This is a genomic window from Hymenobacter sp. BT18, assembly GCF_012273015.1.
Taxonomy (GTDB): Bacteria; Bacteroidota; Bacteroidia; order Cytophagales; family Hymenobacteraceae; genus Hymenobacter; species Hymenobacter lutimineralis.
The window spans coordinates 3,527,073-3,553,014 of the sequence record NZ_CP050954.1; the positions used below are offsets into that span (position 1 = coordinate 3,527,073).

Below are 25,942 nucleotides of genomic sequence, written 5' to 3' on the forward strand. Positions count from 1 at the left end.
ATTTACTAGTAGGGCCGGGTGGGTTAATCGGCAAAACGAAACCAGCCCGTCCCCTACGAAAGAGGACGGGCTGGAACAACGCTGTGGCAAGCTGGCGGCAAAGCCCTCAGACGTCGTTTTTTAGAAACACCAACGGCGTTTTATCGGCTTTATTGATGCGCCGACGAAATTCCAGGTACGCCGGGTAATCGGCCTTGGGAAACCGCCCCCGGTTCATCTGCAACCGCCGGATGTACTGAATACTGCCATCGGATAACGCCTGCAGCTGCATGGAATAGGTGCCGAACGCCGTAGAAAGTTGCACGGGGGCCGGAAGGTTTTCGGGGCGGAAGCCGGCCGGGGTTTTCAGCTGTACTGTATCGGCATCCAGGTAGGCAAAGCTCTGCCACACGTCCGTCTGTCGCTCACCCAGTTGGGGCGTGGGGGCCGCCGACTGATTCAGCACGTTGGGCACCACAAACACGCGCTTGCCCGTTACGGTGGCGTAGCGCGGCAAACTCAGCTCTAGGTGTTCTACCATCACGGGCACTGGTACCGTAGCCCCCGGCTTAAGGGTGTAGCGGCTGATAGTAAAGCTGGGCAGCGAAATCTGGCGGTAGGCCTGCTTTTTTTGGTCTTCGGGGGTGAGCTGGTGGTATACCTGCGACAGATCGTCCTGCTGCAGGGCCGCGCTACGGGTGCGCACCGAGGCGGTGGCGTTTCCCTGATCATCGAGGCGAAGCTCGGCGCGCCGAAACTGGGTGTTGTCGGTAGCTTTGTACACCGGCGTGCGCACCAGCTTGCCGCCCGCGGGCGTGAGCAGCAGCACGTGCCGGCCCGCAGTAAAGCCGCTCAGGTAGTTGAAGGGGGATGTTTGCGACGTGCACTCCAGCCACACCGTGTCGGGCCGGGCGGCCGGCAGGGGCACGCACAGAATCACGTGGTTGAATTGGTTGCTGGGAAAGTCCGTCTGGATGTCCGGTCGGTCGGCTCCGGCCAGGGCACAGTACGCCGGCACGCCCGCCGCCTTTAGCAGGGCCATACCGTAATTCGACAGGGCTTTGCAGTCGCCGTAGCCTTTGGCGGCCACTTCTGCTGCCGGGATGGTCTGCCAGCCGCCCAGCCCCAGCTGAATGGAAATATAGCGGGTGTTGGTTTGCAGGTATTCGTACACCTGCCGCACCCGCTCCCGCACGTCGGGCACGCGCTGGGCCAGTTCCTGCATCCGGGCCAGCTGCGAAGCAGGCAGTTCGCCCCGGCCTTCGTTGAGGGTATATTCCCAGGTACCGAAGCCTTCCCAGGAAGACAGGTTGCCGGCGTGGTTTTGCACTTCAAACGTAGCGGGGGCCGTGTATACTGCCGGCAGCAGTTCCCAGGCTGGCAGGCTATACGACTCAGGCTCGAAAGCAGGTAACCCGGCTACCGACCATTCATACACGGTGTAGTTACCCTCGGCACTTTGCCGCACTTGGCTGCCAGTGGGCAGGTTCTTTTCACGGTAGCGGAGGGCTGGTAGGCTTTTGGGCATTTTTACCCGGAACTGAGACTGCTCCACGCCCAGGTGCGTGGACGACACGGGGTGCCATACCGGGTAGAACAACGTGTTGGAGGTCGTGTATTCTTCCTCAAACTCGACGGTGTAAGGGTAGCGTCCCTGCTGCAGGTTGGCAATACGCGCCCGGCTATCCTCGGCCAGGCTGATGTCGGAAGTGGTGCTCACGTCGCGCACGTCGGCCGCGCGTAAGGTGCGCAGCAGCTTTCCCTCGGCATCGTACACGCTGCCGCGCAGGTAGCTAATGCTCTTGAAACGGTCATAGTCAACCTGATCAACGGCATGGTCGTCGCCGTCGGCATCCAGAATGGTAATGGCGTAGCGCAGCGTGCTCACCGCCTGCCCCGCCGACTTCACGGTGAACGTTTCATCGTGGAGGCGTACCACGGCGTGGGCGTTTTCGCGCAGCGCGCTGGGGATGGCCGCAACCGGGTATTTGGGCGCGGTGCCGGCCTGGGCGGCGGTACTCACCAGCGAAACGACTAGCAGTAGGGAGAAACGGTTCATGTTACGGCTTCTTTTTCAGGACGATACGCTCGGCGTGCTTGGCCACAATCAGGCTGTAAAACTCGCGCAGGCTGGCGTATTCCTCGGCCGAGTAGGCCGCCTTGGTAAAGGAAATGCGGCTCACCACCTGCAGGCCGCCCGCCGTTGGGGCTACCACATATTGGAATCGGCCGCCGTTATCAGGCAGGGATATGGCGGCACTCTTGGGCAATTCCTCCACTTCGTAGCCCGTGGGCAACTGGAAGGTCAGCATAAGAGTTTCTTCGCGGCCGGCCCCGAAATCCACCGGGAACTGCCGGTTTACGAGTTTGAACGGATTTTCATCCTCCCCAAAATTACGCATGGGGCTGAAGTACAGCGTCCCGTTCGGGTCCTCGTCGCCGGGGGCTTCCACTTCCATATCCACGGCTAGGGGCTTGGCCAGCAAATCGGCTTGCTGCACGGTGTATTTGGGCACCGCCCAGCCGTCTTTCTGTTTCAGGTAGTTGGTCTCGATGTACTTCTTCTCGCCAAGTTTCTGCAACGAGGCGCGGGCGCTCAGGGCGTTGTAGCCGGCGTGTTCGTCGTGAATTTTACCTTTCCAGCCTCCCCGGTCGTCGAGCTGCAACTGGGCCGTCTGGAAATGTACATAGCGCTGCCGGGAGGCTACCGTCAGCCAGTGGTCTTCCAAGCTTTTCTCCGTTACCAGGTGGGCCCGCGTGTTAAGCACCCGTTCCGGGAGCATCCCAAAATCGGCGTGTTTCTGGGTGGCATCCAGCAGCAGCGCTTCTGCCTGGCCTGGGAGCGTCACGGCTGCCAGCACGTAGTTGAAGCGGCTCATCATGGGGGAGCTTTCATCCAGCCGGCCATGGTCGCGGGTGCTGAGGATGGCAGGGTTGGCGGTAAGCCCCACGTTGCGTAGCAGCCCAATCAACAACAGGTTGATGTCGGCCGAGTTGCCGGTGTGTTGCTCGTAGGCCTTGCGCACGCCTGCGCTATACATGCGGTCCAGGTCGTTGTACTGCACATTGGTCTGCACCAACTGCTGCACGGCGGCGGCGCGCGCCAGGGGCTCGGTGTGCTTGGCCATAATGGCCGCTACTTCGGCCTTCAGGAAGCCCGTGCGGTTTAGCTGGGTACCAAAGTTTTCAGCGGCCAGGAGCTCACTATTTATTTTGTTCCAGTTGCCTGTGGCTTCCTCGTAGGGTTGTTGGGGAAACTGCGTGCCTCTCAGCTCAAAATCGATGCGGGAAACGTAGTCCCGGGTGGTTGTGATAAAAGGTTCCTGCCGGAAGCCCGGCACGTCTTTCATCACCCACCGGTACGTCTTGGTGCGGGCGGTAATGTTTTCCATGGCGCCGCCTTCCTGGCGCACCGTAAACTGGGTGTTGCCCTCGTTCTGTTCACTGGCAGCTAGGGGCTCGTAGCCCTGCATAGCCATCCGGTAATCGAAGTACTCAGGAATGCTGGCCCGGTACTCGCTCCAGCGCACGGGCACCGAATACTGAAACTGCCAGTCCTGAAAATTAAACCAGAAGTCTGACGACACGTTGTAGGCATACTCGATGATTGAGCCTTCCTTGACGTTGGGCAGCGTGAATTTGCGGACGGAGTAGTTGGCATCGCGCTGTTCCGTAAAGATGCCCGACGATTCCAGTTTCTCCTTTACCAACTGGCCATTCACCAGGTTGTAGGTAAAGCCCCGCAAGTTGCTCAGCCGCTCTTCATTGCCATTCTTCCGGTACAGCGGAACACTGACCGTGGCCATGTCATAGCCTGCTTTCTTGAGAATCTTGATGCGGGTAACGCGTTCAAATACAACCTTGAACTGGTTCTGCACATACTCAAAATGCGTCCGTCCAAAATCGGCCATCACCACAGCTTCGGCGGCGGTGTCGGCCGCAAAGTTCTTGGCATCAAACTCTTTCAGATCGAGCTTGCCAAATTTGATGGGTTCTGCCTGGGCTTGGGCCGATGGAGCCGTTGCGCAGCCCAGGCCCAGAGCCAGTGTGATAAAGGAAAGTACACGTAGTATCATAGGGAGAAGGCAAAGGTGACGGTAGATTTAAAACTAAGGGCGGGCACCGGTGCTGAGCACCAGCGGCTCGGCGTGTTTGGCCACGATGCGGGCGTAGAACTCGCGCAGGTTCGCATATTCGGCCGCGCTGTACTGTGCTTTGTTTAGCTGCAGCCGGCTCATAAACTGCACCGTGCGGCCTTCCTGAGCGCAGAGGTAGGTAAACCGGCCGCCATTATCGGGCAGAGCCAGGCTTTGACTTTGCGGCTTTTCGGTCAGTGTAACCCCATCTGGCAGGGTAAGCGTGAGCTGGTGCGTTTCGTCGCGGGTAATACCAAAGTCGACGGGGAAGTAGCGGCTTTCGGCGCTGAACGGGTTGCTGTTTAAACCCAGGCGGGCCAGCAGCGCGAGGTAGGTGGTGGTAGCCTGACCTTCCGTATTGTCCATCTGCAAGGGCAGATCCAGCTGCAGCGAGTGGGCTGGTTCCCGCTGGTGCTGCCACACGGCGGCCGAAATAGGAGTGGTATCGTCGCCCAACTGCTGCTGAAGGGTGCGCACCAACTGAGCCGGCTCTGTAGTGCGGGCTTCAGCAGCCGCGTAGCCGCTCCATTCCCAGTGCGTTTTGCCCTGCAAAGATCCATCGGGCTGCAAGGTGAGCGTGGTTTTACTGAAATAAGCCTGCCGTTGCGTTGGAGCCAACGAAACCCACCGCCCGAGGGCCGCCGGTGCCGTTAGCAACCGTCCGTTGCCGTTGAGGCAGCGCTTCGGCAGCATCCCCAGCGGCACTACGGGCTCCGTAGCGTCTACCAGCAGCTCCGTGTTATCAGGAAGGCGTACGTGGGCCACTACGTAGTTGAAGTTGTTGAGCACGGGCATCGATTCCAGCACATGACCGTGGCTGCGGGTGCTCAGCAGGAGAGGATTTGCATCCAGCCCGGCCGCCCGCAGGCTTTGCACCAGCAGCAGATTTACATCGGCCACGTTGCCCTGGCCTCGTTGGGTAGCTTCTTTTAAGGTTTTAGTCAGGTAGAGCTGTTCCTGCCCGTTGTACTTCATGGTTTGCTGCACCAGGGCCACCACGGCGGCGGCCCGTTCCCGGGGCTCCGGCAAGCGAGCTTTCAAAGCGCTTATCTGGGCGGTAAGCGTTGATTTCTGATACAGGTCGCGGCCAAACTGCTCCTGCTGCAGTAGTTCGGTGCCGATGGCTTCCCAGGTAGCTGCTACATCCCGGGGCTCCTGGTTGGGGTACTGAATGGTCGACAGCTCAAAATCAACCGAAGAGAAATAATCAAGCTGGGCGGTCATGAAAGGCTCTTCGCGGAGCGCGGGCACATTCTTCATAACCCAGCGGCTGCTCAAGGCCTGGGTATTGATGTTGTATTCCTGGGCCGGCGCCAGTCCCTCGAAGCTGTGGGACATACGGGTATTATACGGTACGGGCTTGTCTTCCTGCACCGCGAAGGGCAGATAGCTCCGCGTAATCTGTTTGTAGCGGAAGTAGGCTGGAATAACCGTGCGGTACTCGCTCCAGCGGGTGGGGATGGTATGCTGAAAGCGCCAGGCCTGCAGGTTAAACAGGAAGTCGGACTCTACGGTGTAGGTGAACTCGATGATGGAGCCCTCCCGCACGTTAGGCAAGGTAAAACGGTAGCTCGTGTGATTTTTGTCTTGTTCATCCTTGAAGACAGCATTTTCGGCCATCTTCTCCTGGATCAGCTTGCCATCAACCAGGTTGTAAGTAATGCCTTTCAGCTTTTTGAAGCGTTCCGTCTGTTCGTTTCGGCGGTAGAGGGGCACCTGCACGGTGGCCCAAGGGTAGCCAGCCTTGCGCCGAATCAGAATGCGGGCGGTACGCACGTATTCCAGCTGAAAACCCTCGCGGCCACCCACAATTCTTGACTGGCCGAAGTCGCAGAGCATGACGGCCGGGGCGGCGGAGTCGGCGGGAGCGGCCACGAAATCGGCTGCGGTAACCTTACCGAAGACGAGGGGCACTTCCTGGGCCAGCGCGGTGGGGGCAGCCAGCACCAGCAGGCATAAAATAGCGAGCCGCCCGGATAAAGTGAATGGCCTGATAATCACCCGAAATATTATTTAAATCAGACAAAAGATAAACCTCTAAAGAACTGGCCAAATAGCTTTTAGCCAGCGTATGCTCAACTTAGACGTTCTTCATCAAATGTACATAATTCGGTCAGGTGCATAAATACGCCCCACCGTTTTGGCCTGAAATATTTTGGCTTACTGCGCTGCCGGGCGGCTGCGCACAGCCACCAGCAGGTACACCAGAGCCACTAGCAGGAGGGCCGCGCTCAGCAGGTGCACGTAGGGCAGGCGGGCCGTGGTGTTGTCGTAAAGCCAGCCGGCCAGCAAGGCTCCCAGGCCAATGCCTACTTCCAGGGCAATGTACATGGTGGCCACGGCCCGGCCGCGCCGCTCGGGGTGGCTCAAGTCTACCGTCCAGGCATACAGCGTGGGGGAGTTGAGGCCTGCACCCAGCCCAAACAAAACCGCGCCCGTCAGAAACAGCACCACCGACTGGCCCATAAACGCCAGCACCAGCAAGGCCAGCAGCAGCAGGCCCGCCGACACGCGCAGCACCGGCACGCGGCCGTAGGTATCGGAGGCGCGGCCCGCCACCAGGCGCACCAGCAGGGAAGTAAGCGTGTAGGAGGTGTAGAAAAGTCCTTTGTCGGCGCCTTTCAGGCCCAGGGCCACGCTTTGGTCGGGCACCACCGTGAGGATGGCGCCGAAGGGAAACAAGCACAGCATGGTAATGAGGGCGGGCTTGAACACGCGGGGCTCCAGCACCTCGTGCCACTCCAGGCGCAGCAAACTCCAGCTGAAGGGCTGGCGCTGGGCGGCGGGCAGGGTTTCCGTCATGGTGCCCTGCACGGCCAAACTCAGCAGAGCCAGCCCCGAAGAGCAGTAGAATAGGGTGTTGAGCGAAAACGTAGCCGTGATATAGGGCCCCAGGGCCGGGCCGGCAGCCATGCCAAGGGAGCCCGCCACACCCAGTAGCCCCATGGCCTCCCCGCGCCGGGAAAGCGGAATGATGTCGGCAATGAAGGCCGCCGTGCCGGTGGGCTTGAAGCCGGTGCTGAAGCCGTGGACCAAGCGCAGCAGCAGAAACCCGGTGACGGTAGTAGCCCAGGGGTAGAAAAAGCCGCAGACAAAGCACACCAGCGAGCCAAACACCATCACCGGAATGCGTCCCACCGTGTCGGCCAGCTTGCCGCTGAAGGGCCGCGAAAGGCCCGCCGTGAGCGTAAACAAGGCAATGATGTAGCCCTTATAGTCGCCGCCGCCCATGCGCGCCAGGTAATCCGGCAGCTCGGGCAGGAGCATGTTGAAGCTCATGAAAAAGAAAAACGACGACAGGCACATCAGCCAGAAGCCGGCCGTGTAGACCTTGGGCGAAGCAGCAGAAGCAGGAGTGGGCATTGCGGCAAAGGTACGCCGGCCGGCTTGTACTGCCCGACATAACGGGCTTTTCTGCCAAAACGGCTTCTTTCAGCTTCCGGCCCGAAGTGTGCCGTAGAAGCTTCCTATGTCCTGGTTTTCTGATTTCCTGACCACCATTTCCGCCAAAAAGCCCCGCCCCGACGGCAAACCCGCCCTCTCGGTGCGGGAGCGGGTGTCGGCCCTGCGCAACCTGCCGGCTTTTCTGCGCCTGATCTGGGAAACCAGCCCAGGCCTTACCCTGGGCAATGCCAGCCTGCGGCTGGTGCGGGCCGCGCTGCCGCTGGCCATGCTCTACGTCGGCCAGCTGCTGCTCGACGCGGTGGTGCAGCTCAGCCGCCTGCCCGCTGCCGAGCGCACCCTCACGCCGGTGCTGGGCTTGCTGACTCTGGAGTTTGGGCTGGCCATTCTGTCTGACGGTCTGGGCCGGGCAGTGGCCCTGCTCGACTCCTTGCTGGGCGACCTGTTCGCCAACCGCTCCTCGGTGCGGCTGATGGAGCATGCCGCCGAGCTGGACCTCGACCAGTTTGAGGACAGCACCTTCTACGACAAGCTGGAGCGGGCCCGCCGCCAGACTCTCTCGCGCACGGTGCTCATGGCCCAGGTTCTTTCGCAGGCCCAGGACGTCATTACCATGCTGTTTCTGGCTGTGGGGCTGGCCGCCTTCAACCCCTGGCTGCTGTTGCTGCTGCTAGTGGCCGTTATCCCCGCCTTCCTGGGTGAGTCGCACTTTAATGAGCGTAGCTACTCCCTGGTACACGGCTGGACGCCCGAGCGGCGCGAGCTGGACTATCTGCGCCAAACCGGCGCCTCCGACGAAACGGCTAAGGAAGTCAAGATTTTCGGACTTTCAGGGTTTCTGATTGACCGGTTTCGGCTGCTATCCGACGAGTTTTACCAGAAAAACAAGCGCCTCGTGATTCGGCGGGCCGGTTGGGGTGCTTTCTTCGCGGCAGTTGGCGCGGCCGGCTACTACGCTGCCTATGTGTATATCATCACCCAGGCCGTAGGCGGGCGCATCAGCATCGGGCAGCTCACGTTTCTGGCCGGCTCGTTTGCCCGCATGCGCGGTTTGCTCGAAGGCATCCTGAGCCGGTTCAGCACGGTGGCCGAGGGCGCATTGTATCTGCAGGATTTCTTTGACTTTTTCCACCTGCAGCCCCGCATCCGCCGCGACGATTCGCGCCCCGTGCGCCCGTTTCCCCGGCCCATTCAGCAGGGCTTTACCTTCGACAATGTAGGCTTCAAGTACCGCAACGCGGAGAAGTGGGCCGTGCGCAACCTGTCCTTTACCCTGCAGGCCGGGGAAAAGCTGGCTCTGGTGGGCGAAAACGGCGCCGGTAAAACCACCCTCGTCAAGCTTCTGTCGCGCCTCTACGACCCCACCGAGGGTCGCATCCTGCTCGACGGCCACGACCTGCGCGACTACGACCCGGCCGAGCTACGCCAGGAAATCGGGGTGATTTTCCAGGATTTCGTGCGCTTCCAGCTGTCGGCCGGCCAGAACCTGGCCGTGGGCCGCATCGAGCAGAAAGATAACCAGCCCCGCATCGAGCAGGCCGCTGCCCAGAGCCTCGCCGATTCGGTGGTGCGCAAGCTGCCCGAGGGCTACAACCAGATCATCGGCCGGCGCTTTGCCAAGGGCGTGGACCTAAGCGGGGGCGAGTGGCAGAAAATAGCCCTCGGCCGAGCCTACATGCGCGACGCCCAGCTCCTGATCCTCGACGAGCCCACCGCCGCCCTCGACGCCCGCGCCGAGTACGAGGTGTTCCAGCGCTTCAAGGATCTGACCCAGGGTAAAACCGCCGTGCTCATCAGCCACCGCTTCAGCACCGTGCGCATGGCTGACCGCATCCTGGTCATCGAAAACGGGCAGTTCGTGGAAATCGGCTCCCACGAGGAGCTGCTGGCCCGCGGTGGCCGCTACGCCGAGCTGTTTCAGCTGCAGGCAGCGGGGTATCGGTAAATAGGCAGCTGGCAAGCTTTCGTTTAGGGCTGTGTCTGAAAATTCCTAAATGGTCATGCTTCGACAGGCTCAGCATGACACTTCCTAACTACACTCTAAATGAGAGTAGCTGAATTAAAACCAAAAACGTCCTGCCAGATGCTAATCTGGCAGGACGTTTCGTATAGTTTTGGGGAGTTACTGAGCGGCCGGGTACCAGTTGCGCAGGCGCACGTCAATTTTCTTGTTGGCAGCGTTTACCGTTTTCTTGAAGGCGTCCACGTCGCTCAGGCCGTTCTGGCCGCGGTAGTGGTAGGGGTACACAATGCCCGGCTTAAAGGCCAACACGCCCTGGGCGGCTTGGTCCACGTTCATGGTGTAGGGCAGGTTCATGCACACAAACGCCACGTCGATGCCTTTGAGGGCGCGCATTTCGGGAATGTCTTCCGTGTCGCCGGAGAGGTACACGTTTTTGCCGCCCAGGTTCAGCACGTAGCCATTGCCCCGGCCTTTGGTGTGCATGGCGTCGGCGGCTTCGGGCAGGTTATACATGGGAATGGCCGAAACGCTCATGCCCAGGGTGTCGAGCTTCTGGCCGTTGCCGAGGATGCGGGCCTGGGTTTTGTACTCAGCCGGGAGTTGATCGGCCACGGCTTTGGGCACTACCATCAGGGCTTTGCCTACAGACAGTCCCGCTAGCGTCTTGGGGTCCAGGTGGTCGCCGTGGATGTCGGTAATCAGGATAACATCAGGGGCTGCCAGCCCGGCGTAGGCCTCGGCCCCGCCGTAGGGGTCCACGTAGATGGTTTTGCCGTTCCAGGTCAGCACCACGCTGCCGTGGGTGATGGGCTGCACGGTGAGCGGGCCTTTCTTGGTGGCAATCTGGTCGGAGGCTACGCGCGGTGGGGCAGTGGTCTGAGCTTGCGTCTGCAGGGCAAAAACAGCCAGGGCGGCCGTGAGCAGGAGGGTAAACTTCATCTGTTTTTTTAGGGGATTGGGGGGGTGAAAGTTGATGCCGGATTTGGCGGGCAGCGGGCCTGTAGGCATAGCCGCTAACCAAAAACCGTAGCAATAACCTGTTCACCGGTTACAAGTTCAGGCTAGCACCAGCCCTAGCAAAAACCTGGGCAGAAGTAAGCACATCGAATTGAATTTAGAACGTCATGCTGAGCGAAGCCGAAGCATCTCTACCGCTTTGTTGGATTACTACCACAACGAAGCGGTAGAGATGCTTCGGCTTCGCTCAGCATGACGGCCTTTTTGCTGCTGCTACTTTGTACGAAAACTTGTTATCTGGTCTATACCAGTCTATGCCCTACTTCATCCCGGGTTCCCGTTCCGCACCAGAACTAACTCCGCCGCAATGCTGATGGCAATTTCTTCGGGCGTGCGGCTGTGGATGGGCACCCCAACGGGCGCGTGGATGCGGGCTAGCGTGGCTTCGGCAACACCTTCGGTTCGTAGCGTCGCCCACATATCGGCAATTTTGGCCTGGCTGCCCAGCACGCCTAGGTAGCCCAGCTGGTGGTGCAGCAGCTGCTTCAGGGCCACATAATCGGTGCGGTAGCCGAAGGTCATCAGCACTACGAACTGGTCCAGGCCCTCCGTTACTGCCGGGGCCAGGGCCTCGTAGCGCACCGTGCGGCGCTGGTGGGCGTAGGGGTTGCCCACAAACGTGTTCAGCTCGGCCCGCTCTTCCAGCACTGTGATGCCGAAGTCCAGCGTAGCCAGAATGCGGGCCAGGGCCAAACTCACGTGTCCGCCCCCCACGATGGTCACATGCTGCCGGAAACCCAGCGGCTCGGTGTAGTGCCACTGCGGCCCGGGCTGGAAGGCGGTTGGGGCGGGGGTATCCGTGAGGTAAAGGCCCGCAGAACTAAGGTGCAGCTGCCCGCGCTGGGCCGTGCGTAGGCGCCGCAGGATTTCGGCCAGGACGGGCCGGTGAGTTGCTTGGAGGGGTAGCAGCAGCACAGTTTGCTCGCCGCTGCAGATCATGCCGGAGCGGTCTGCAGGCTCGTCGCGGCGGTGCACCTGGCGGCGGATTTCGGGCGCGGCGTTGGGTTGCAGGAAATGGGCGCGGGTTAGCTCTACCAGCTTGTGCTCCATCATCCCGCCCCCAATAGAGCCGGCCATGCCCGTGCGCGTCACGCTCATCTTAAACCCCTGCCGGCCCGGGCTGCTGCCCTGGCTGTGCAGCACGCACAGCAGTACTACCGGCTCCTGCTGCTTCAGCGCCTCAGCCGCGTGTTCCCAAACAGCCGCTTCACGCGGCACGGGGGCCTGGGTGCCGGGGCCGTAGTCGGGAAGGTCAAGCGGCATCAGGCAGAGCTAAGTGGTGAGAAGATGAGTAGTGGTAAGTTAGGTGCCGCGGCTGGTTGTGGGAAGCTGAACGATGGCGAGACGCATCGTTTCGTCAGTGAATAACCTCAGCAACTACAACACAAAGGTGTAGGCTACAGCCACACAGCGGCCAGGGCGTAGGAAACGGCCATTACGCCCGAGAACAGGGCGCTGACCATAAAGCGCCGCTGGGCCGTGACGCGGTTTTGAATATAGTAGTTAGCTGCCAACGACACCGGCGCGTTCAGCAGAAATGAGCGGCCCGCTACCGGGAGCAAAGCCAGGGAAATGGGCTCGGCCGCGCCCCCGAACAACCCCAGAAACGCGTAGTGGCGGGCAATCCAGAGCGGGTTGAAGTAAAGCAGCGACAGGGCGGCCCGTTGCCAGCGCTTCACGCGGGTAGTGGCTCCGGCAGCCGGTTGCTGCCGGTCGAGCCAGCGGAAATAGGCGGGCACCTCGGTGGAGTAGAGTATGCCACCCACGAGGGCCATGCCTAGCAGACGAAGCCAGGAGAACTGGTGCAGGAGCAGGGCAGCGGCCGTGTCGCCGGCGGCGTAAATCAGGAATCCTCGGAGGTGGTTACGGAGTTGAGTGGGGCGGGTGAGTTCCAAGCGGGGGTGGGGGCAGGCGTAAATTTGAAATCGGGGTGCAAATTTACGAGAACCTTCTCGGGCGTCATAGGGGCCGAAAAAGATATATCCGCCGCGGGGTTGAACGCCCGAATGGCGTCGCGCAGGGCAAAGTAGGTCCCGATGCCGTACATAAGCGGCGGCTCGCCCACGGCCTTGGAGCGCAGCACCGCCCGGGAGTGGCCGGGCGTATCAAGGAAGTGCACATCCAGCACCTTGGGCACCGAGTACAGGTCGGGGATTTTGTAGGAGTTGAGGGAGTTGCTGAGCAGGCGCCCTTCGTCGTTGAACACCAATTCCTCCAGGGTCATCCAGCCGATGCCCTGCACCGCGCCGCCCTCAATCTGACCCCGGTCCACGGCCGGGTTCATGCTCTGCCCGAAGTCGTGGGCAATCTGCACCGCCTCCACCTCGTAAGTGCCGCGCAGGCAATCGACGCGCACGGTGGTGAGGGCCGTGCCGTACACGTGGTAGGCGAAGGGGTAGCCCTGGTTGGTTTCAGGGTTGAAATGCAGGTCGGGCGTGGCGTAGTGGGCGTTTTCGCTGAGGCTGATGCGCTGCCAGTACGCGGCCGATACCAGCTTCTCCCAGGTCGTATCGGCGGGTTTTCCGGCGGCCAGCACCTGCTCGTTCTCGATTTGCAGGCCCTCGTAGTTTATCTTCAGCTCGGTGGCCGCGAGGCGCAGCAGCCGCTCGCGCAAAGCCAGACAAGCCAGTTGGGTGGCTTTGCCGTTGAGGTCGGCAGTGGCAGAGGCGGCGCTGGGGGAGGTGTTGGCTACGCGGGTGGTGTTGGTGCTTTCCACCTTCACCCGGCTCAGCGAAATGCCCAGGGTTTGGGCCGCCACCTGGGCAATCTTAATGTTCACGCCCTGGCCCATTTCCACTGCGCCCGTGCTCACGCCCACCGAGCCGTCGGTGTAGATGTGCACCAAAGCCCGGGCTTGGTTCATGGCGGTTTTGGTAAAGGAAATGCCGAAGCAGATGGGCATCACCGCCAAGCCTTTCTTCTGCAGCTTGTGCGCGGCATTGAACTCGGCCACTTCCCGACGCCGGGCGGACAGGTCGTACAGCTCGGCGGCCGTGTTCCAGGCCTGCTCGGCGTGGCAGCCCTCGGTGGGCTGGCGGTAAGGGAACAGGTCGCCCTCGCGCAGCAGGTTGCGCTGCTGAATGTCGGCCGGCGTCACGCCCAGCTTTTCGGCCGCGCAGGCTATAGCCGACTCTATCACAAACATACCCTGCGGTCCGCCGAAGCCCCGGAAAGCCGTGTTGGGCGGCAGATTGGTGCGGCAGCTGTAGGCCGTGGCCGTCACGTTCGGAATGAAGTAGGCGTTGGTAGCGTGAAACAGCGTCCGCTCCAGCACGGCCGGCGACAGGTCGGCGGCGGCCCCGGCGTTTTGGTAGAACGTCACCTCGTATGCCACAATCCTTAGGTCGGCGTCCAGCCCGATTTTGAAGTCGGAGGAGTAGGGGTGGCGCTTGCCGGTCATGCGCATATCGGCCATGCGGTCGAGTACCAGCTTCACCGGCCGCCGCACCACGAAGGCGCCCAGGGCGGCCAGGGCGCCCCAGGTGGTGGCCTGATCTTCCTTACCCCCGAAGCCCCCACCAAGGCGGGTCACGTCCACTTCCACCTGGTGCATGCCCACGCCCAGCACCCGCGCCGTGTGGCGCTGCACGGCCGTGGGGCCCTGGGTGGAAGAAATAACACGCACCCCACCCATTTCCGTTGGGAAGGCATACGCGCCCTGGGTTTCGATGTACAAATGCTCCTGCCCGCCCGATTCAGCTACGCCCTCAAACACGTGCGCGCACCCGGCCCAGGCTTCCTCGGCCGCTCCGATGCGGAAGGTGCGGGGCGGCACAATCAGCTCACCCTGGGCGGCAGCTTCCCGCGGATCCACGATGATGGGTAGCGGGCTGACCTCTACCCGCACATGGCGCAGGGCCGCGTGAGCCGCGTGCTCCGAGTCGGCCAGCACCAGGGCCACCGGCTGCCCGCGGAAATGGACATGGCCTTCGGCCAGCAGGGGCTCGTCGGGCACGATGCCGCCAATCTGGTTTTCACCGGGAATGTCCACGGCCGTGAGGACGCGCACCACACCCGGCAGCTGCAGGGCCGCCGTAGCATCTATGCTCAGCAGCTTGCCGTGCGCCACCGGCGACTCCACCACAGCCGCGTACAGGGTGCCGTGCTGCACCGGAATATCATCGAGGTACTGAGACTCGCCGCGCACGTGGCGGGCCGGATCGAGGTGGTTCATAGCGTAACGCCGACAGTTGGATGGCGCTTCAATAGAAATGACAAAATCAAAAGGGCTGTTATACCAGCTCCGGGAGCAGCGGTAGGAAATGCGCCGTCAGCAACTGGTGCAGCAAAAGCCGCTTGTAGTGCTCAGTGCCGCGCACATCTGAAATCGGGCTGATTTCCTGCTGGGCGAGGGTGAGGGCGTGCTCCACCGTTTCGGCGGAAACCGGCTGGCCCACTAGCCAGGCCGAGGTGCGGCGCAGCAGCAGCGGAATCGGCCCCACGCCCCCGGCCGAAAGGCGGGCAGCCTGAATCATACCTTTCTCGATGCGCAGCCACGCGGCCGAGTTCACGCTGGCAATATCCAGATGGGTGCGCTTGGATACTTTCTCGAAGTTGAACAGGTCGACTGGCTGCGGAGCCGGAAAGCGAATTTCGGTTACCTGCTCATCGACGGTTTTTGCCAGCTTCTTGTAATCGAGGTACAACTCCGCAAGCGGCAGCGCGCGGCGCTGACCGGCGGAATTTTCCAGCTCAACTTCCGCGCCTAACGCCAGAAACAGAATGGTCAGGTCGCCGATGGGGGAGGCGTTGATGAAGTTGCCGGCCACGGTACCCATCTGCCGGATGGGCGTACTGCTCACCAGCTTCAGAAACCGGGGCAGCTCGGGCAGCACCGCCAGCATCACCTCCGACTCCATCAGCTGCTGCGCGGTAGTGGCGGCGCCCAGTACAATAGTGTCACCCTCGCGCCGGATGCCGCGCAGGCTGTGCTGGTCGTACACGAGCTCCACGGGCACGGCGCGCACCTGCTCGGGGCGCTGCACCAGCAAATCGGTGCCGCCGCCCAGGATCTGGGCCCGGGCAGCCGCGGCGGCATCCAGGCCCGGGCCGGGCCGTAGTGCTTCGGACACTTCAGCTCCGCCCGTGGCCGCGCTGCGCAGGGCCGTGAGCTTGGCGGGCATATCAGCAAAGTACTGCGGCACAAAGCCTTCCTCGGCCAGCCAGGCTAGGGGAGAAGAAGCCGGGCGCTGCTGCAACTGCTGCTGCAGGTGCTGGGTAGCCCGCTCCAGGCTTTTGTAGCCTGTGCACCGGCAGATGTTGCCGTCGATGGAGGCCAGGGCGGTTTCCGGAGTAGTAGGCTTGGCACTAAGGGCGTGGCCAGTGAGTGACATCACGAAGCCCACCGTGCAGAAACCGCACTGCGAGCCGCCTTCCTGCACAATAGCCTGCTGCACCGGCGTGAGCGTACCCCGCGCCGCGTTGATGCCCTCTACCGTGACTACGTGCTTGCCCTGGGCGTTGCCCAGGGGCGTGAGGCAGGACGTCATGGATTGATACTGCACCGATGTGCCATCCGGGGCCAGCTCGCCTACCAGCACGGTGCAGGCCCCGCAGTCGCCCTCGCGGCACCCGATTTTGGTGCCTTTCAGGTGCTGGTGGTAGCGCACGAAATCAAGGAGGGTACTGCCAGCGGGCTGGTCGGTACGGATGAGTTGGTCGTTGAGGTAAAAGGGCAGCATAGCAAGGCAAAAAGGCCGGGAACGGACAGGGAAGATAGGAATTTCCGGGTAGGAGCTGAAAGCATGGGGGAAATACCCGCTGAAAACTGCGGGTGCGCGCTGTCCGGGCTTCCGTCTTTAGGCCAAAATTTTGTTGATATTTTTCGCTGGACCGCCTTAAAATCAGTGGGTAAGCTTTCGTATATCTAGTAATTTAAACGCCTTCATTTCTCGCCTGACCGTCTGCCTATGAAACCTGCAACGATTACGTTGTTTACCCTGGCTTTGAGCCTGAGTGGGTGCTTTGCCGCCCGCGAGGCCCGAATTGAATCGGACTATAGCTATAGTGGTAATTTCCGGCGCTACCGCACCTACGACTTCGTGACCGGCAACGAGCTGGCTACCGACAGCAGCGCCCTGGGCGAGGTGCTGCGCGACGCCATTCGGGCCCGCCTCCGCTCCCAGGGCTACAAGCCCGCCAAAAACCGCCCGGATCTGCTGGTAAGCTTCCGCCTCTACGAAGGGGACATGCGCTTTCGGGGCTTTGCTCAGGAGGAACTGACGGCCTGGCTGGCCTCGGGGAAGGAAGAAACTGACGAAACCCCCAAAGATGCGCGCAAGGGCTACCAACCGCTGCGCCTGCTGTTGCGGGAAGGCACCCTGCTGGTCACCCTCATCGACTACCGCACCAACCGCGCCGTCTGGAACGGCTATGCCTCGGGGGTGACCGTGCCCAAAGGCGCCCAGGGCGAAGCGGTGGTGCGGCGCAGCGTCCGCTCCATCTTCGACCAATACCGGGTGTTCACCGAAGGCTACCTCGAATCCAACCGCTAGGGCAGGGGCCCCGCTCCGCCCAGGGCTACCGGCCGCGGCCGGTGGGAATGCGGAACTGCACGCCCAGGGACGGAATAATGGTCACGCCCTTGAGCTTGGTGGTGCTGGCCTGGTTGAGCAGCTGGTACGTGCCGTAGTTCTGGTAGTACACGGCCAGGGCGGGCAGAATGTAGGCGTAGCGGTAGCCGAATTTGCCATTGACGAACAGGCCAAAGGAGGCGAAGTTGTTTTTCGCCTTCAGCTCCCCGATTTTGGTGTTGGTGCCCGGTAAAAACACTTTGGTGGGGTTGAAGCCATAAGCAATAAACGTATGGTTGTAGACGGCTCCATAGGAAATAGCGCCGATTTCCTCCTCCCGGCCCAACGACGTGCTAAAGATGAGCGGCACCATCAGGTCGCGGCGGGTAGCGCCAAAGTTTAGCAGAGACGCCACGTCATCGAGAAACGGCACGTTGGGCAGCTTGGCGCGCTGGGTGGCAAACTGCAGCCCAATGCTGCCGGAGGTTTCACCAGACTGTCCCTGCGGATTTTCCGGCGTACCGGTCGAGCCCAGAAACTGGTACATGGCATCGAAGGCATGCGCCCCGAAGGCGTATTTATAGCCCACATCCACCCGGGGCAGGGCGCCGTAGCGGATGTAAAAGTCGGAGCTGGGCTGTATGGGGTCAAGGATATAGGCAATGGCCGCCGTTTGTATGCGCACGAACCGCTGGCTGTAGTTGACAGTGTCCTTACCGGCGGCGGCAGCCACTTCGTCCTTCACGGCCCCGCCCAACTCGCTGATTGTTCGCGTGCCGATGTTGAACACCATGTCGCCGCCTACTTTAAACTGGCCCTGGGGCGTGACCTTACCTGAGTTGATGACGGCACGCGGGGCGGTGCAGGCGGCGGCCAGCAGTAAAAAGGCCGCCGGCAAAAGGGAACGGAATGAGCGTGTTGGCATAAAGTAAAAATGAGTACGGGGACAAAAGTCAGGATTTTCGGCCCACTACGAAAATCAGGCCGTAAGCGTAGCGTAACCTTCTCTCGCCGGAATTTGGCTATTTTGGCCCGATATGCATTGTCTTTCAATTTCCCGTGCTGTGTTGCCGTTGGCTATGGCTACGCTGCTGGCTGCCGCCGGCTGTGCTACCCGGCCCCGGGTTGCCACTGCCCTGCCAGCGCCGGTCAGCCCCCCCAATAAGTTTGCCGACGCTACGCTGCGCCAGTTGGCCACGGCCCAGGATGAGCGCAATACCGCAGCCTTGCTGCCTTACCTGCAGCGGCCCGAAGCGCAGTACCGGCGGGAGGCAGCCCTGGCTTTTGCCTCGGTGCAGGACCGGGCGGCCGTGCCGGCCCTTGCACGTTTGCTGGCTGCTGATACCGAGGCCGACGTGCGCCGCGCCGCCGCGTTTGCCCTGGGCCAAACCGCCGATACCACGGCCACTACGCAGCAGGCTCTGCTCAATCAATTGACCACGGACCCCGACCGGGCCGTGCGGCGCTACGTGCTGGAAGCCATGGGCCGCTGCGCCACCCGCGCCTCCCTGGCCAATCTGGTTCGCCTGCCCGCCGCCCTGGCCGCCGATACCAGCGCCCAGGTAGGCCAGGCCTGGGGCTTGTACCGCGCGGCCCTGCGCGGTATCACCTCCGAGGCAGCCGTGGGCCGGGTGGTGCAGCTGCTGCCCCTGCCCGTACCTTATCGGGCGCGGCTGGCGGCGGCCAGTACGCTGGCGCGCATCCGCAACCTCAACCTCACGCCCTATACTCCCCAGCTGATTCGTGCCGCTCAAACGGACCCCGACTACGCCGTGCGGGCGGCCGCTACCCTGGCCCTCGGCAAATCAACCGACGCTACGGTGCCGGCTACCTTGGCTTCCCTGGCCCGCCGCGATGCTGACTACCGCGTGCGGCTGAGCGCCATCCGGGCGATGAATGCAGCCATGTATGCGCCCGTGAAGGAAGCCGCCTGGGAGGCGCTGACCGATGCCAACGGACAGGTAGCGCTTACCGCCGCCGAATACTTTCTGACGCATGCCAGCAAAGAATCGGGGCAGCTGTTTTTAGCTAAGGCTGGCAAGCTTAACCAGTGGCGCGTGCGGGCTACGCTCCTGGGTGCGGCGCTCAAGCTGGGCGGCTCCGCCCGCGACACTATCCGCCAGGCCATTATGCAGCGCTACGCGGCGGCAGCCAGCCCCTACGAAAAAGGCTACTTGCTCAAAGCCCTCAGCGAGGATCCGGCCGCGTACAAATGGCTGGAAGAAGCCACGTTCACGCCCGGTCAGCCAGTCGTAATTGGTACTTATGGCATGGAGGCCCTGGTAGCCCTGCGGCACAAGCCTGACTTTCCGGCTAATCAGCACGCGGCCTTTGCCCGCACCCTGCAGCGGGGCGTCGGCAGCGGCGACCTAGCCATTATGGGTACTGCCGCCGAAGCCATCCGGGACCCGCAGCTGGCGTTGCGGCCCCGGTTTCCCTCGGCTGACTTTCTGCTGAAGGCCCGCAACCAGCTAACCCTGCCCCGCGACTTGGAAGCCTGGCAGAGCTTGCAGCTCACCATCGATTATCTGCAGGGTAAAGCAGCTACTCCGCAGCCCGTGGCCGCCGCGGCCACCCATCCCATCAATTGGGCGGTGGTGCAGGCCGTTCCCGTTGGGCAGAAAGCCATTGTACATACCGGACGCGGGCCTATTACGCTCACGCTGCTGGTGGAGCAGGCGCCCGGTTCGGTAGCCAGCTTCGTGGAGCTGGTACGGCAGGGATTCTACGAGCAAAAGAACTTCCACCGCGTGGTCCCCAACTTCGTAGCCCAGGGCGGCTGCCCGCGGGGCGACGGGTGGGGCAGCTCCGACTACAACTTGCGCTCGGAGTTTGCTGATTTACGCTACGTGGAAGGGGCCGTGGGGCTGGCTTCGGCCGGCAAGGATACGGAGAGCTGCCAGTGGTTTATCACCCATGCGCCCACCCCGCACCTGGACGGGCGCTACACCATTTTCGCGCAGGTAGAGCAGGGAATGGACGTGCTCAGCCAACTGGAAATCGGTGACCGGATTGATCGAATCGAATTACTTTCTTCGCCTAAGTAATGCCTACTATTTTTCGTCAACAGCCCGCCTGGCTGCTCTTTTTGTGGCTGACATTTCAGGGCGCTGTTTCGCCGGTGCTGGGCCAGGTTACGCCCCCGGCCGCTCCTGCCGACACGGCACACAAGTATGAGACGCAGGCGCCGCCCGCAGCGCGCCCACGCTGGTATCAGCATAAGCTGGTGCGGGCCACGGCTATTCCGGCAGTGCTCATTGGCTATGGGGTGTCGACCATCAACGGCAACGGGCTGTACAGCAGCTACGATGCGCGCCGCGACATCCAGCAGGCCTTTCCCAACTTCCACACCAAGGTTGATGACTACCTGATTCTGGCGCCCTACGCGGAGCTGGCCATTGCTACCCTGGCCGGCGTTGAGTCGCGCAACGACCGGCTAAACATGGCGCTGGTGGTGGTAAAGTCGGAGCTGATTTTTGCGGCGGCCGTCACGGCCCTCAAGTACACTACCGGCATCCGGCGCCCCGATGGCTCCAACCGGCAGTCTTTTCCTTCGGGCCACACGGCCCAGGCTTTCTTAGCGGCCAGCATCGTGCACACCGAGTTTCGGGATAAAAGCCAGTGGTACGGGGTAGGGGCCTACACTATTGCCACCAGCGTGGCCGCCCTGCGCATGCTCAACAACCGCCACTGGCAGAGCGACGTGGTGGCGGGAGCCGGGCTAGGCATTTTGTCGGCACACCTGGGCTACCTTACCCACCGCAACCGGTGGGGGCGCAAGCCCAACCTGGGCAAAAGTGTGGGGCACGTTTCAGCTTCGCCCTGGCAGTGGCAGGATGCTACTGGCGTGCGACTGGTAGTGCAGCTACGGTAAAAGCGCGCCGACCTCACAGCCGAGTAAAAAAGCAGGTCCGTTTCCCCGAACCATTGGGAGAAGCGGACCTGCTGCTATATAAGTAGATGCTACTCTTCGTCGCGGCCGTGCACCTGGGCGGGTGGGGAGGTAGCTTCAACGGCTGTGAAGGCCTCCAGAATGCGGTAGGTGTGCGACGAGCCTTTGGGCACCACCCAGGAGTTGCCGGGCTCCAGCAGCACCATCTGGCCTTCGATGTGCAGCTCGGCGCGGCCCTGAATAACGTAGCCAACGGTTTCGTAGGGTCGGGCGCTGGGCTCTTTGGCGTCAGCGGGTTGCTCATTCTCCCACAGGCGCATAGCTACGTGCACGCCCGAGGCCAGGTATTTTTCGCCTTCTGCCCCGTGCGGGGAGTGCGCTGAATCGATTTTGGTGATGGTGGTATCAGCCATGAGAAAAGGGTAAGAGAAACAAATAGATAAGTACTACCCGGCTTAACGCAGGCAACCGGCCCTCGGTTGTGGGCGGAGCTTCGGTTCCCGGCGCACACAAACCTTCCGCCGGGCTGCAGGTTGATGTCAATTGCCTGCGTATGTTTGGCCTTTCGCCTAACTAAGTTCTGCTCGTGTCGTCTTCTGTCTCAACTGCCGCTTTTGTGCGTACGCTCACGCACGCTCACCAACAGGCCACCATGCCGCTGCCGGGGGCAGCCTGGTGTCGGCTGAGTGAGCAGCTGCTGGGGCTGTTGTTTCCAGAGCGGATTGAGCGGCCTTTCTCCACCGAAGATGCCGTGGCCGCCACCCTACTCCAATTGGAGGCCGATATGCGCGTGCTGCTGCTGGCCCTGCCGCTGACGGAGCGCCCTGTCGAGGTAGCAGCCCGGTTTTTTGCCGCCCTGCCCCAGGTGCGGGAGTTGCTGCTGCTTGATGCCGCCGCCATTGCCGCCGCCGACCCCGCGGCCCACGGCGTGACAGAAGTAATTCGCACCTACCCGGGTTTCTACGCCATTGCCTTGCACCGCCTGGCCCACACGCTTTACCAGCTGCAGGTGCCGCAGCTGCCCCGCATCATCAGTGAGTACGCTCATACCCAGACCGGCATCGATATTCACCCCGGCGCTCTGATCGGGCCTTCTTTCTGCATCGACCACGGCACGGGCATCGTCATTGGGGAAACAGCCGTAATTGGGGCCCACGTGAAGGTGTTTCAGGGTGTCACGCTGGGGGCCCTCAGCGTAGCCAAGCACCTGCAGGGCATCAAGCGTCACCCTACCATCGAAGCCAACGTGGTGATTTACGCCGGGGCCACCATCCTCGGCGGCAGCACGGTAGTGGGCAGCCACAGCATTATTGGCGGAAATGTGTGGCTCACGGAAAGCGTGCCTTCCCACTCCCGCGTCTACCACCGGGCCCAGATTCACGTGACGCGCAGCGAAGACCCCAACGCCGACCTGACGTTCTCTATCTGATCAGTCTGGCTACGCGTTGGTATAAGGTCCTTCACTGCGGTATCTTCTCGGCCAGTTCGTAGCTTACTGCTTCCTCCTTCAACTCTTACGTTTCCAACTCCTCAGTTTCATGAAAGCTAATTCCATTCTCGACACTATTGGCAACACGCCGTTACTACGCCTGAACCGGTTATTTTCCCAGCGCCCGGATGTGGAAGTCTGGCTGAAGCTGGAGCGGGCCAACCCCGGGGGCAGCATCAAGGACCGTATTGCCCTGAGCATGATTGAGCAGGCCGAGAAAGACGGGTTGCTCACCCCGGATTCGCTGATTGTAGAGCCCACCTCCGGCAATACGGGCGTGGGCCTGGCCATGGTAGCGGCCGTGAAAGGCTATAAAATCACGCTCGTCATGCCCGAGAGCATGAGCATCGAGCGGCGCCGCCTGATGGCCGCCTACGGGGCCAATCTGGAGCTTACGCCCCGCGAGAAAGGCATGAAGGGCGCCATTGAGCGGGCCCACGAGCTGGTGCGCGAAACGCCCGGGGGCTGGCTGCCCATGCAGTTTGAAAACCCGGCCAACATCCAGGTGCACATCAAGGAAACGTCTGAGGAGATTTTGCGCGATGCTCCCGAGGGCTTCGACTTCTACATCACCGGCGTGGGCACGGGCGGGCACCTGACGGGTGTGGCTGAGGTGCTGAAGCCGAAATTTCCTAACCTGAAAGTGTTTGCCGTGGAGCCCGAACTCTCGCCCGTAATCAGCGGCGGCGCCCCGGGCCCGCACCCCATTCAGGGCATTGGGGCCGGCTTTATCCCTGAGAACCTGCACCGCGACTTGCTCGACGGGACTATCCAGGTGAGCCAGCAGGAAGCGTTTGACATGGCCCGCCGGGCCGCCCGGGAAGAAGGACTGTTCGTAGGAGTATCGTCCGGGGCCTCGCTGGCGGCCGTAGCCAAAAAGCTCGACGAGGTGCCCCAGGGCGGCCGCGTGCTCACCTTCTGCTACGATACGGGCGAGCGGTACCTTTCCGTGGATGGCCTGTTCGTGTAGCTGAAGCACCTCGGCTGCCACTAATTGCGTGCCCCCGAATTTGCTGTACGGCTTTCGTAGAGCAAATTCGGGGGCACGGTTTTATAAGGTGCATTCCCGCCCAAGCTACGGCCGGACGTAGCATCCGTCAACCCGGGCAACCATAATCCGGGGCACGGCCCAAGCGTGGCGCACTGTTTGCAGTTCCGGTAACCTGCCACCGAGTAGCTGTGCAACTTGTGCTTCTGCTCCGCGTCTTACTAGTACCTTAAAGCTTGGCCCGGTTGTGCTGCATGGCAGCCATCTGGCAGTAGCCCCGGGCATCTTCTGGATCTGTACTTACTTACTCCCCTGCGCATACTATGGCGTCGTTTCGTTCTTCGTTAGGCTTCTTCTCGGCCCTGTTGCCGGGCTTTTTAGTAGTACTGCCCGGCAGCTTTGCGCCCCCGGCTACCTCCGGCGACGTGCCGCCCCAGAAAAAGGAGGTGCAGGTGGGCATCGTCACGCAGGGCCTGAGCGTGGCCCACGTGCAGCCTGAGCAGCTCAACGACGCTTTTTCCCAGCGCGTATTCAAGCTCTACCTCGAACACCTCGACGGCAGCAAGCGGTTTTTGCTGCAGCCTGATATAGCTCAGCTCAAGCGGTACGAGACGGGCATCGATGACGAAATCAAGCAGGGCAAGCACGAGTTTCTGGATCTGAGTACCCAGCTCATCAACCAGCGGGTACTGGAGGCCCAGAGCATCTACCGGGAGTTGCTGCAGCAACCCTTCGAGTTCACGGCCCAGGAAACCTTCGAAACGGACCCCGATAAAGTACCCTATCCAGCCGATGCAGCGGCCCGGCGGGAGCGTTGGCGCCGTCTGCTCAAGTACCAAACCATGCTGCGCCTCTCGGAGCTGATGGACGAGCAAAGTCGGCAGCAAACCAAGTCGTTGGCTTCCACGAAAGCCAAGCCTTCCGGCGCGACTTTGTCGGCTGCCGTGCGCACGCCGGCTCAGCTGGAGGCCGATGCGCGCAAGCAGGTGCTTAAGTACTACGACGAGTGGTTTAGCGACTTGCGCCAGACCGATGAAAACGACCGGCTCAACGAGTTTACCAACTCCATTGCCAACACCTTCGACCCGCACTCGGAGTATTTTGCGCCCAAAGACAAAACCAACTTCGACCTGGCTCTGACTGGCCGGCTGGAAGGCACCGGGGCCCAGCTCAGCGAGAAAGACGGCCAGATAGTGGTGGCGGCTATTGTGCCTGGCTCGGCGTCCTACCGCCAGGGCGAGCTGAAGGTGGGCGACATTATCCAGCGCGTGGGGCAGGGCGCCGCCGAGCCAGTAGCGGTGGAAGGCCTGCGCATGGACAAGGTAGTACAGCTGGTGCGCGGCCCTAAAGGCACGGAAGTGCGCCTTACCGTGAAAAAGCCCGATGCCAGCGTGAAGGTTATTTCCATCATCCGCGACGTGGTGGTGCTGGAAGAAACCTACGCCCAGTCGGCCCTCATCAACCAGGGCGGGAAGAAAATCGGCTACATCATGCTGCCCAGCTTCTACGCCGATTTCAACAACAACGGGGGGCGCAACTCGGCCCAGGACGTGCGCCAGGAGCTGGAAAAGCTGAAGAAGGCCGGGGCCCAGGCCGTGGTGCTGGATTTGCGCTTCAACGGCGGCGGCTCCCTGCCCGATGCCGTGGAAATGGCCGGCCTTTTCATGGCCAACGGCCCCATGGTGCAGGTGAAAAGCCGGCAGGGCGCGGCCGAAGTCATCAAGGACCCCGACCCGAAGGTGCAGTACGACGGCCCCCTGGTGGTGCTGGTGAACAAGTATAGCGCCTCGGCCTCCGAGATTCTGGCGGGTGCCATCCAGGACTACAAGCGCGGCGTTATCCTCGGCAATACCACCTACGGCAAAGGCACCGTGCAGCGCATCTTCGACCTCGACAACATGCTCAATGCCGAGTTCAACAAGCTCAAGCCCTTCGGCTCCCTCAAGCTCACCATCCAGAAGTACTACCGGGTGAATGGCTCCTCCACGCAGTTTAAGGGCGTCACGCCCGATATTATGGTGCCCGACGCCTACAGCGCCCTGGCCGATGGAGAACAGGATACGGACTTCCCGCTGCCCTGGGACGAAATTGCGCCAGCTGCCTACCAGCCCTGGTCCTCGGTACCGCCCGTAGCCAAATTGGCAGCAGCCAGCCAGCAGCGCGTAGCCGCCAATCCATCGTTCAAGCTGCTCACCGAGGCGGTGCAAACCATGGCCCAGCGACAAAAAACTACCCAGGTTTCGTTGAACCTGGCTGCGTACCGGACCGAGCTGCAGGCGGGTCAGGCTACCAACGAAAAGCTCAAGCAGCTGCAGCAGCAGGCGCCTACGCTCGAAGTAAGTGCCGTGGCAGCTGCCACCTCCGCCGATAGTACGCTCAGCAGCCGCACGGCCCGCTTCCTGAAGCCCCTGCGCAAAGACCTCACCCTGCAGGAAGCCGTAGCCGTGCTTCAGGACGAGCTGTAGCCGGACCGGTAGCCCCGCCACGTAAAAAGCCGGCCTGTGCACCATGCACAGGCCGGCTTTTTTTGTAGGGTCGAGGCGGTCTTCTCTAGGGTGAGAAGG

Annotated in this window: 18 protein-coding genes; 7 read left to right on the plus strand and 11 right to left on the minus strand. The window is 61.7% G+C overall.

Annotated elements, in window-relative coordinates; translation table 11 throughout:
* Positions 1 to 106: 106 nt before the first annotated feature.
* The 4 genes from HER32_RS15180 to HER32_RS15195 form a co-directional block, all read right to left on the minus strand.
* Positions 107 to 2,038 carry a DUF3857 domain-containing protein gene (locus HER32_RS15180; RefSeq protein WP_168682469.1) on the minus strand — a complete coding sequence of 644 codons (1,932 nt, stop codon included), beginning with the start codon at positions 2,036 to 2,038 and terminating at the stop codon, positions 107 to 109.
* A 1-nt stretch (position 2,039) separates the two neighbouring features.
* On the minus strand, positions 2,040 to 4,055 hold the full coding sequence (locus HER32_RS15185; protein ID WP_168682470.1) for a DUF3857 domain-containing protein: 2,016 nt from the start codon (positions 4,053 to 4,055) through the stop codon (positions 2,040 to 2,042).
* Between the two features lie 33 nt (positions 4,056 to 4,088).
* Positions 4,089 to 6,062 (minus strand): DUF3858 domain-containing protein, encoded by a 1,974-nt coding sequence (locus HER32_RS15190; RefSeq protein ID WP_168682471.1) that lies wholly within the window; start codon positions 6,060 to 6,062, stop codon positions 4,089 to 4,091.
* Between the two features lie 213 nt (positions 6,063 to 6,275).
* The gene (locus HER32_RS15195) at positions 6,276 to 7,478 is read right to left on the minus strand and encodes an MFS transporter (protein WP_149070163.1); all 1,203 of its coding nucleotides are present in this window, start codon (positions 7,476 to 7,478) and stop codon (positions 6,276 to 6,278) included.
* A 106-nt stretch (positions 7,479 to 7,584) separates the two neighbouring features.
* Here HER32_RS15195 and HER32_RS15200 point away from each other — a divergent pair, with 106 nt between their 5' ends.
* Positions 7,585 to 9,462 (plus strand): ABC transporter ATP-binding protein, encoded by a 1,878-nt coding sequence (locus HER32_RS15200; protein ID WP_168682472.1) that lies wholly within the window; start codon positions 7,585 to 7,587, stop codon positions 9,460 to 9,462.
* A gap of 177 nt (positions 9,463 to 9,639) precedes the next feature.
* On the opposite strand, the gene HER32_RS15205 is transcribed toward HER32_RS15200, so the two are convergent.
* From HER32_RS15205 to HER32_RS15225, 5 genes are all read right to left on the minus strand, one after another.
* Positions 9,640 to 10,419 (minus strand): MBL fold metallo-hydrolase, encoded by a 780-nt coding sequence (locus tag HER32_RS15205; RefSeq protein ID WP_149070160.1) that lies wholly within the window; start codon positions 10,417 to 10,419, stop codon positions 9,640 to 9,642.
* 342 nt (positions 10,420 to 10,761) lie between these two features.
* The gene (locus HER32_RS15210; protein ID WP_168682473.1) at positions 10,762 to 11,760 is read right to left on the minus strand and encodes an XdhC family protein; all 999 of its coding nucleotides are present in this window, start codon (positions 11,758 to 11,760) and stop codon (positions 10,762 to 10,764) included.
* Between the two features lie 134 nt (positions 11,761 to 11,894).
* Entirely contained in the window at positions 11,895 to 12,392 is a 498-nt protein-coding gene (locus HER32_RS15215) for a hypothetical protein (RefSeq protein WP_149070158.1), read from the minus strand.
* Complete coding sequence (locus HER32_RS15220; RefSeq protein ID WP_168682474.1) at positions 12,341 to 14,671, minus strand: xanthine dehydrogenase molybdopterin binding subunit; 2,331 nt, start codon at positions 14,669 to 14,671, stop codon at positions 12,341 to 12,343. Before HER32_RS15220 ends, HER32_RS15215 begins: the two co-directional genes overlap by 52 nt.
* A gap of 58 nt (positions 14,672 to 14,729) precedes the next feature.
* The gene (locus HER32_RS15225) at positions 14,730 to 16,178 is read right to left on the minus strand and encodes an FAD binding domain-containing protein (RefSeq protein WP_168682475.1); all 1,449 of its coding nucleotides are present in this window, start codon (positions 16,176 to 16,178) and stop codon (positions 14,730 to 14,732) included.
* A gap of 228 nt (positions 16,179 to 16,406) precedes the next feature.
* Here HER32_RS15225 and HER32_RS15230 point away from each other — a divergent pair, with 228 nt between their 5' ends.
* A complete protein-coding gene (locus tag HER32_RS15230) occupies positions 16,407 to 16,991 on the plus strand; it encodes a DUF4136 domain-containing protein (RefSeq protein WP_168682476.1) in 585 nt (194 codons plus the stop codon).
* 25 nt (positions 16,992 to 17,016) lie between these two features.
* Here HER32_RS15230 and HER32_RS15235 read toward each other — a convergent pair whose 3' ends face one another.
* Entirely contained in the window at positions 17,017 to 17,934 is a 918-nt protein-coding gene (locus HER32_RS15235; protein ID WP_149070154.1) for a hypothetical protein, read from the minus strand.
* A gap of 154 nt (positions 17,935 to 18,088) precedes the next feature.
* Between HER32_RS15235 and HER32_RS15240 the strand changes: the two genes are divergently transcribed.
* Together HER32_RS15240 and HER32_RS15245 are read left to right on the plus strand one after the other, a co-directional pair.
* Positions 18,089 to 20,056 carry a peptidylprolyl isomerase gene (locus HER32_RS15240; protein WP_168682477.1) on the plus strand — a complete coding sequence of 656 codons (1,968 nt, stop codon included), beginning with the start codon at positions 18,089 to 18,091 and terminating at the stop codon, positions 20,054 to 20,056.
* The gene (locus tag HER32_RS15245) at positions 20,056 to 20,883 is read left to right on the plus strand and encodes a phosphatase PAP2 family protein (RefSeq protein WP_168682478.1); all 828 of its coding nucleotides are present in this window, start codon (positions 20,056 to 20,058) and stop codon (positions 20,881 to 20,883) included. Before HER32_RS15240 ends, HER32_RS15245 begins: the two co-directional genes overlap by 1 nt.
* Positions 20,884 to 20,972: 89 nt before the next feature.
* On the opposite strand, the gene HER32_RS15250 is transcribed toward HER32_RS15245, so the two are convergent.
* On the minus strand, positions 20,973 to 21,314 hold the full coding sequence (locus tag HER32_RS15250; RefSeq protein ID WP_168682479.1) for a cupin domain-containing protein: 342 nt from the start codon (positions 21,312 to 21,314) through the stop codon (positions 20,973 to 20,975).
* 173 nt (positions 21,315 to 21,487) lie between these two features.
* Here HER32_RS15250 and HER32_RS15255 point away from each other — a divergent pair, with 173 nt between their 5' ends.
* The 3 genes from HER32_RS15255 (at position 21,488) to HER32_RS15265 (ending at position 25,843) form a co-directional block, all read left to right on the plus strand.
* Positions 21,488 to 22,330, plus strand: coding sequence for a serine O-acetyltransferase (locus tag HER32_RS15255; RefSeq protein WP_232066272.1), 843 nt, complete (start codon positions 21,488 to 21,490; stop codon positions 22,328 to 22,330).
* A 109-nt stretch (positions 22,331 to 22,439) separates the two neighbouring features.
* On the plus strand, positions 22,440 to 23,360 hold the full coding sequence (cysK, locus tag HER32_RS15260; RefSeq protein WP_168682480.1) for a cysteine synthase A: 921 nt from the start codon (positions 22,440 to 22,442) through the stop codon (positions 23,358 to 23,360).
* Positions 23,361 to 23,701: 341 nt separating this feature from the next.
* On the plus strand, positions 23,702 to 25,843 hold the full coding sequence (locus tag HER32_RS15265; protein WP_168682481.1) for a carboxy terminal-processing peptidase: 2,142 nt from the start codon (positions 23,702 to 23,704) through the stop codon (positions 25,841 to 25,843).
* Positions 25,844 to 25,942 lie beyond the last annotated feature (99 nt).

Excerpts from the sequence above, each read along its gene's own strand:
- HER32_RS15180 (WP_168682469.1), bottom strand. The coding sequence starts at position 2,038 with ATGAACCGTTTCTCCCTACTGCTAGTCGTTTCGCTGGTGAGTACCGCC.
- HER32_RS15185 (WP_168682470.1), bottom strand. The coding sequence starts at position 4,055 with ATGATACTACGTGTACTTTCCTTTATCACACTGGCTCTGGGCCTGGGC.
- HER32_RS15195 (WP_149070163.1), bottom strand. The coding sequence starts at position 7,478 with ATGCCCACTCCTGCTTCTGCTGCTTCGCCCAAGGTCTACACGGCCGGC.
- HER32_RS15200 (WP_168682472.1), top strand. The coding sequence starts at position 7,585 with ATGTCCTGGTTTTCTGATTTCCTGACCACCATTTCCGCCAAAAAGCCC.
- HER32_RS15205 (WP_149070160.1), bottom strand. The coding sequence starts at position 10,419 with ATGAAGTTTACCCTCCTGCTCACGGCCGCCCTGGCTGTTTTTGCCCTG.
- HER32_RS15210 (WP_168682473.1), bottom strand. The coding sequence starts at position 11,760 with ATGCCGCTTGACCTTCCCGACTACGGCCCCGGCACCCAGGCCCCCGTG.
- HER32_RS15220 (WP_168682474.1), bottom strand. The coding sequence starts at position 14,671 with ATGAACCACCTCGATCCGGCCCGCCACGTGCGCGGCGAGTCTCAGTAC.
- HER32_RS15225 (WP_168682475.1), bottom strand. The coding sequence starts at position 16,178 with ATGCTGCCCTTTTACCTCAACGACCAACTCATCCGTACCGACCAGCCC.
- HER32_RS15230 (WP_168682476.1), top strand. The coding sequence starts at position 16,407 with ATGAAACCTGCAACGATTACGTTGTTTACCCTGGCTTTGAGCCTGAGT.
- HER32_RS15235 (WP_149070154.1), bottom strand. The coding sequence starts at position 17,934 with ATGCCAACACGCTCATTCCGTTCCCTTTTGCCGGCGGCCTTTTTACTG.
- HER32_RS15240 (WP_168682477.1), top strand. The coding sequence starts at position 18,089 with ATGGCTACGCTGCTGGCTGCCGCCGGCTGTGCTACCCGGCCCCGGGTT.
- HER32_RS15245 (WP_168682478.1), top strand. The coding sequence starts at position 20,056 with ATGCCTACTATTTTTCGTCAACAGCCCGCCTGGCTGCTCTTTTTGTGG.
- HER32_RS15250 (WP_168682479.1), bottom strand. The coding sequence starts at position 21,314 with ATGGCTGATACCACCATCACCAAAATCGATTCAGCGCACTCCCCGCAC.
- cysK (WP_168682480.1), top strand. The coding sequence starts at position 22,440 with ATGAAAGCTAATTCCATTCTCGACACTATTGGCAACACGCCGTTACTA.
- HER32_RS15265 (WP_168682481.1), top strand. The coding sequence starts at position 23,702 with ATGGCGTCGTTTCGTTCTTCGTTAGGCTTCTTCTCGGCCCTGTTGCCG.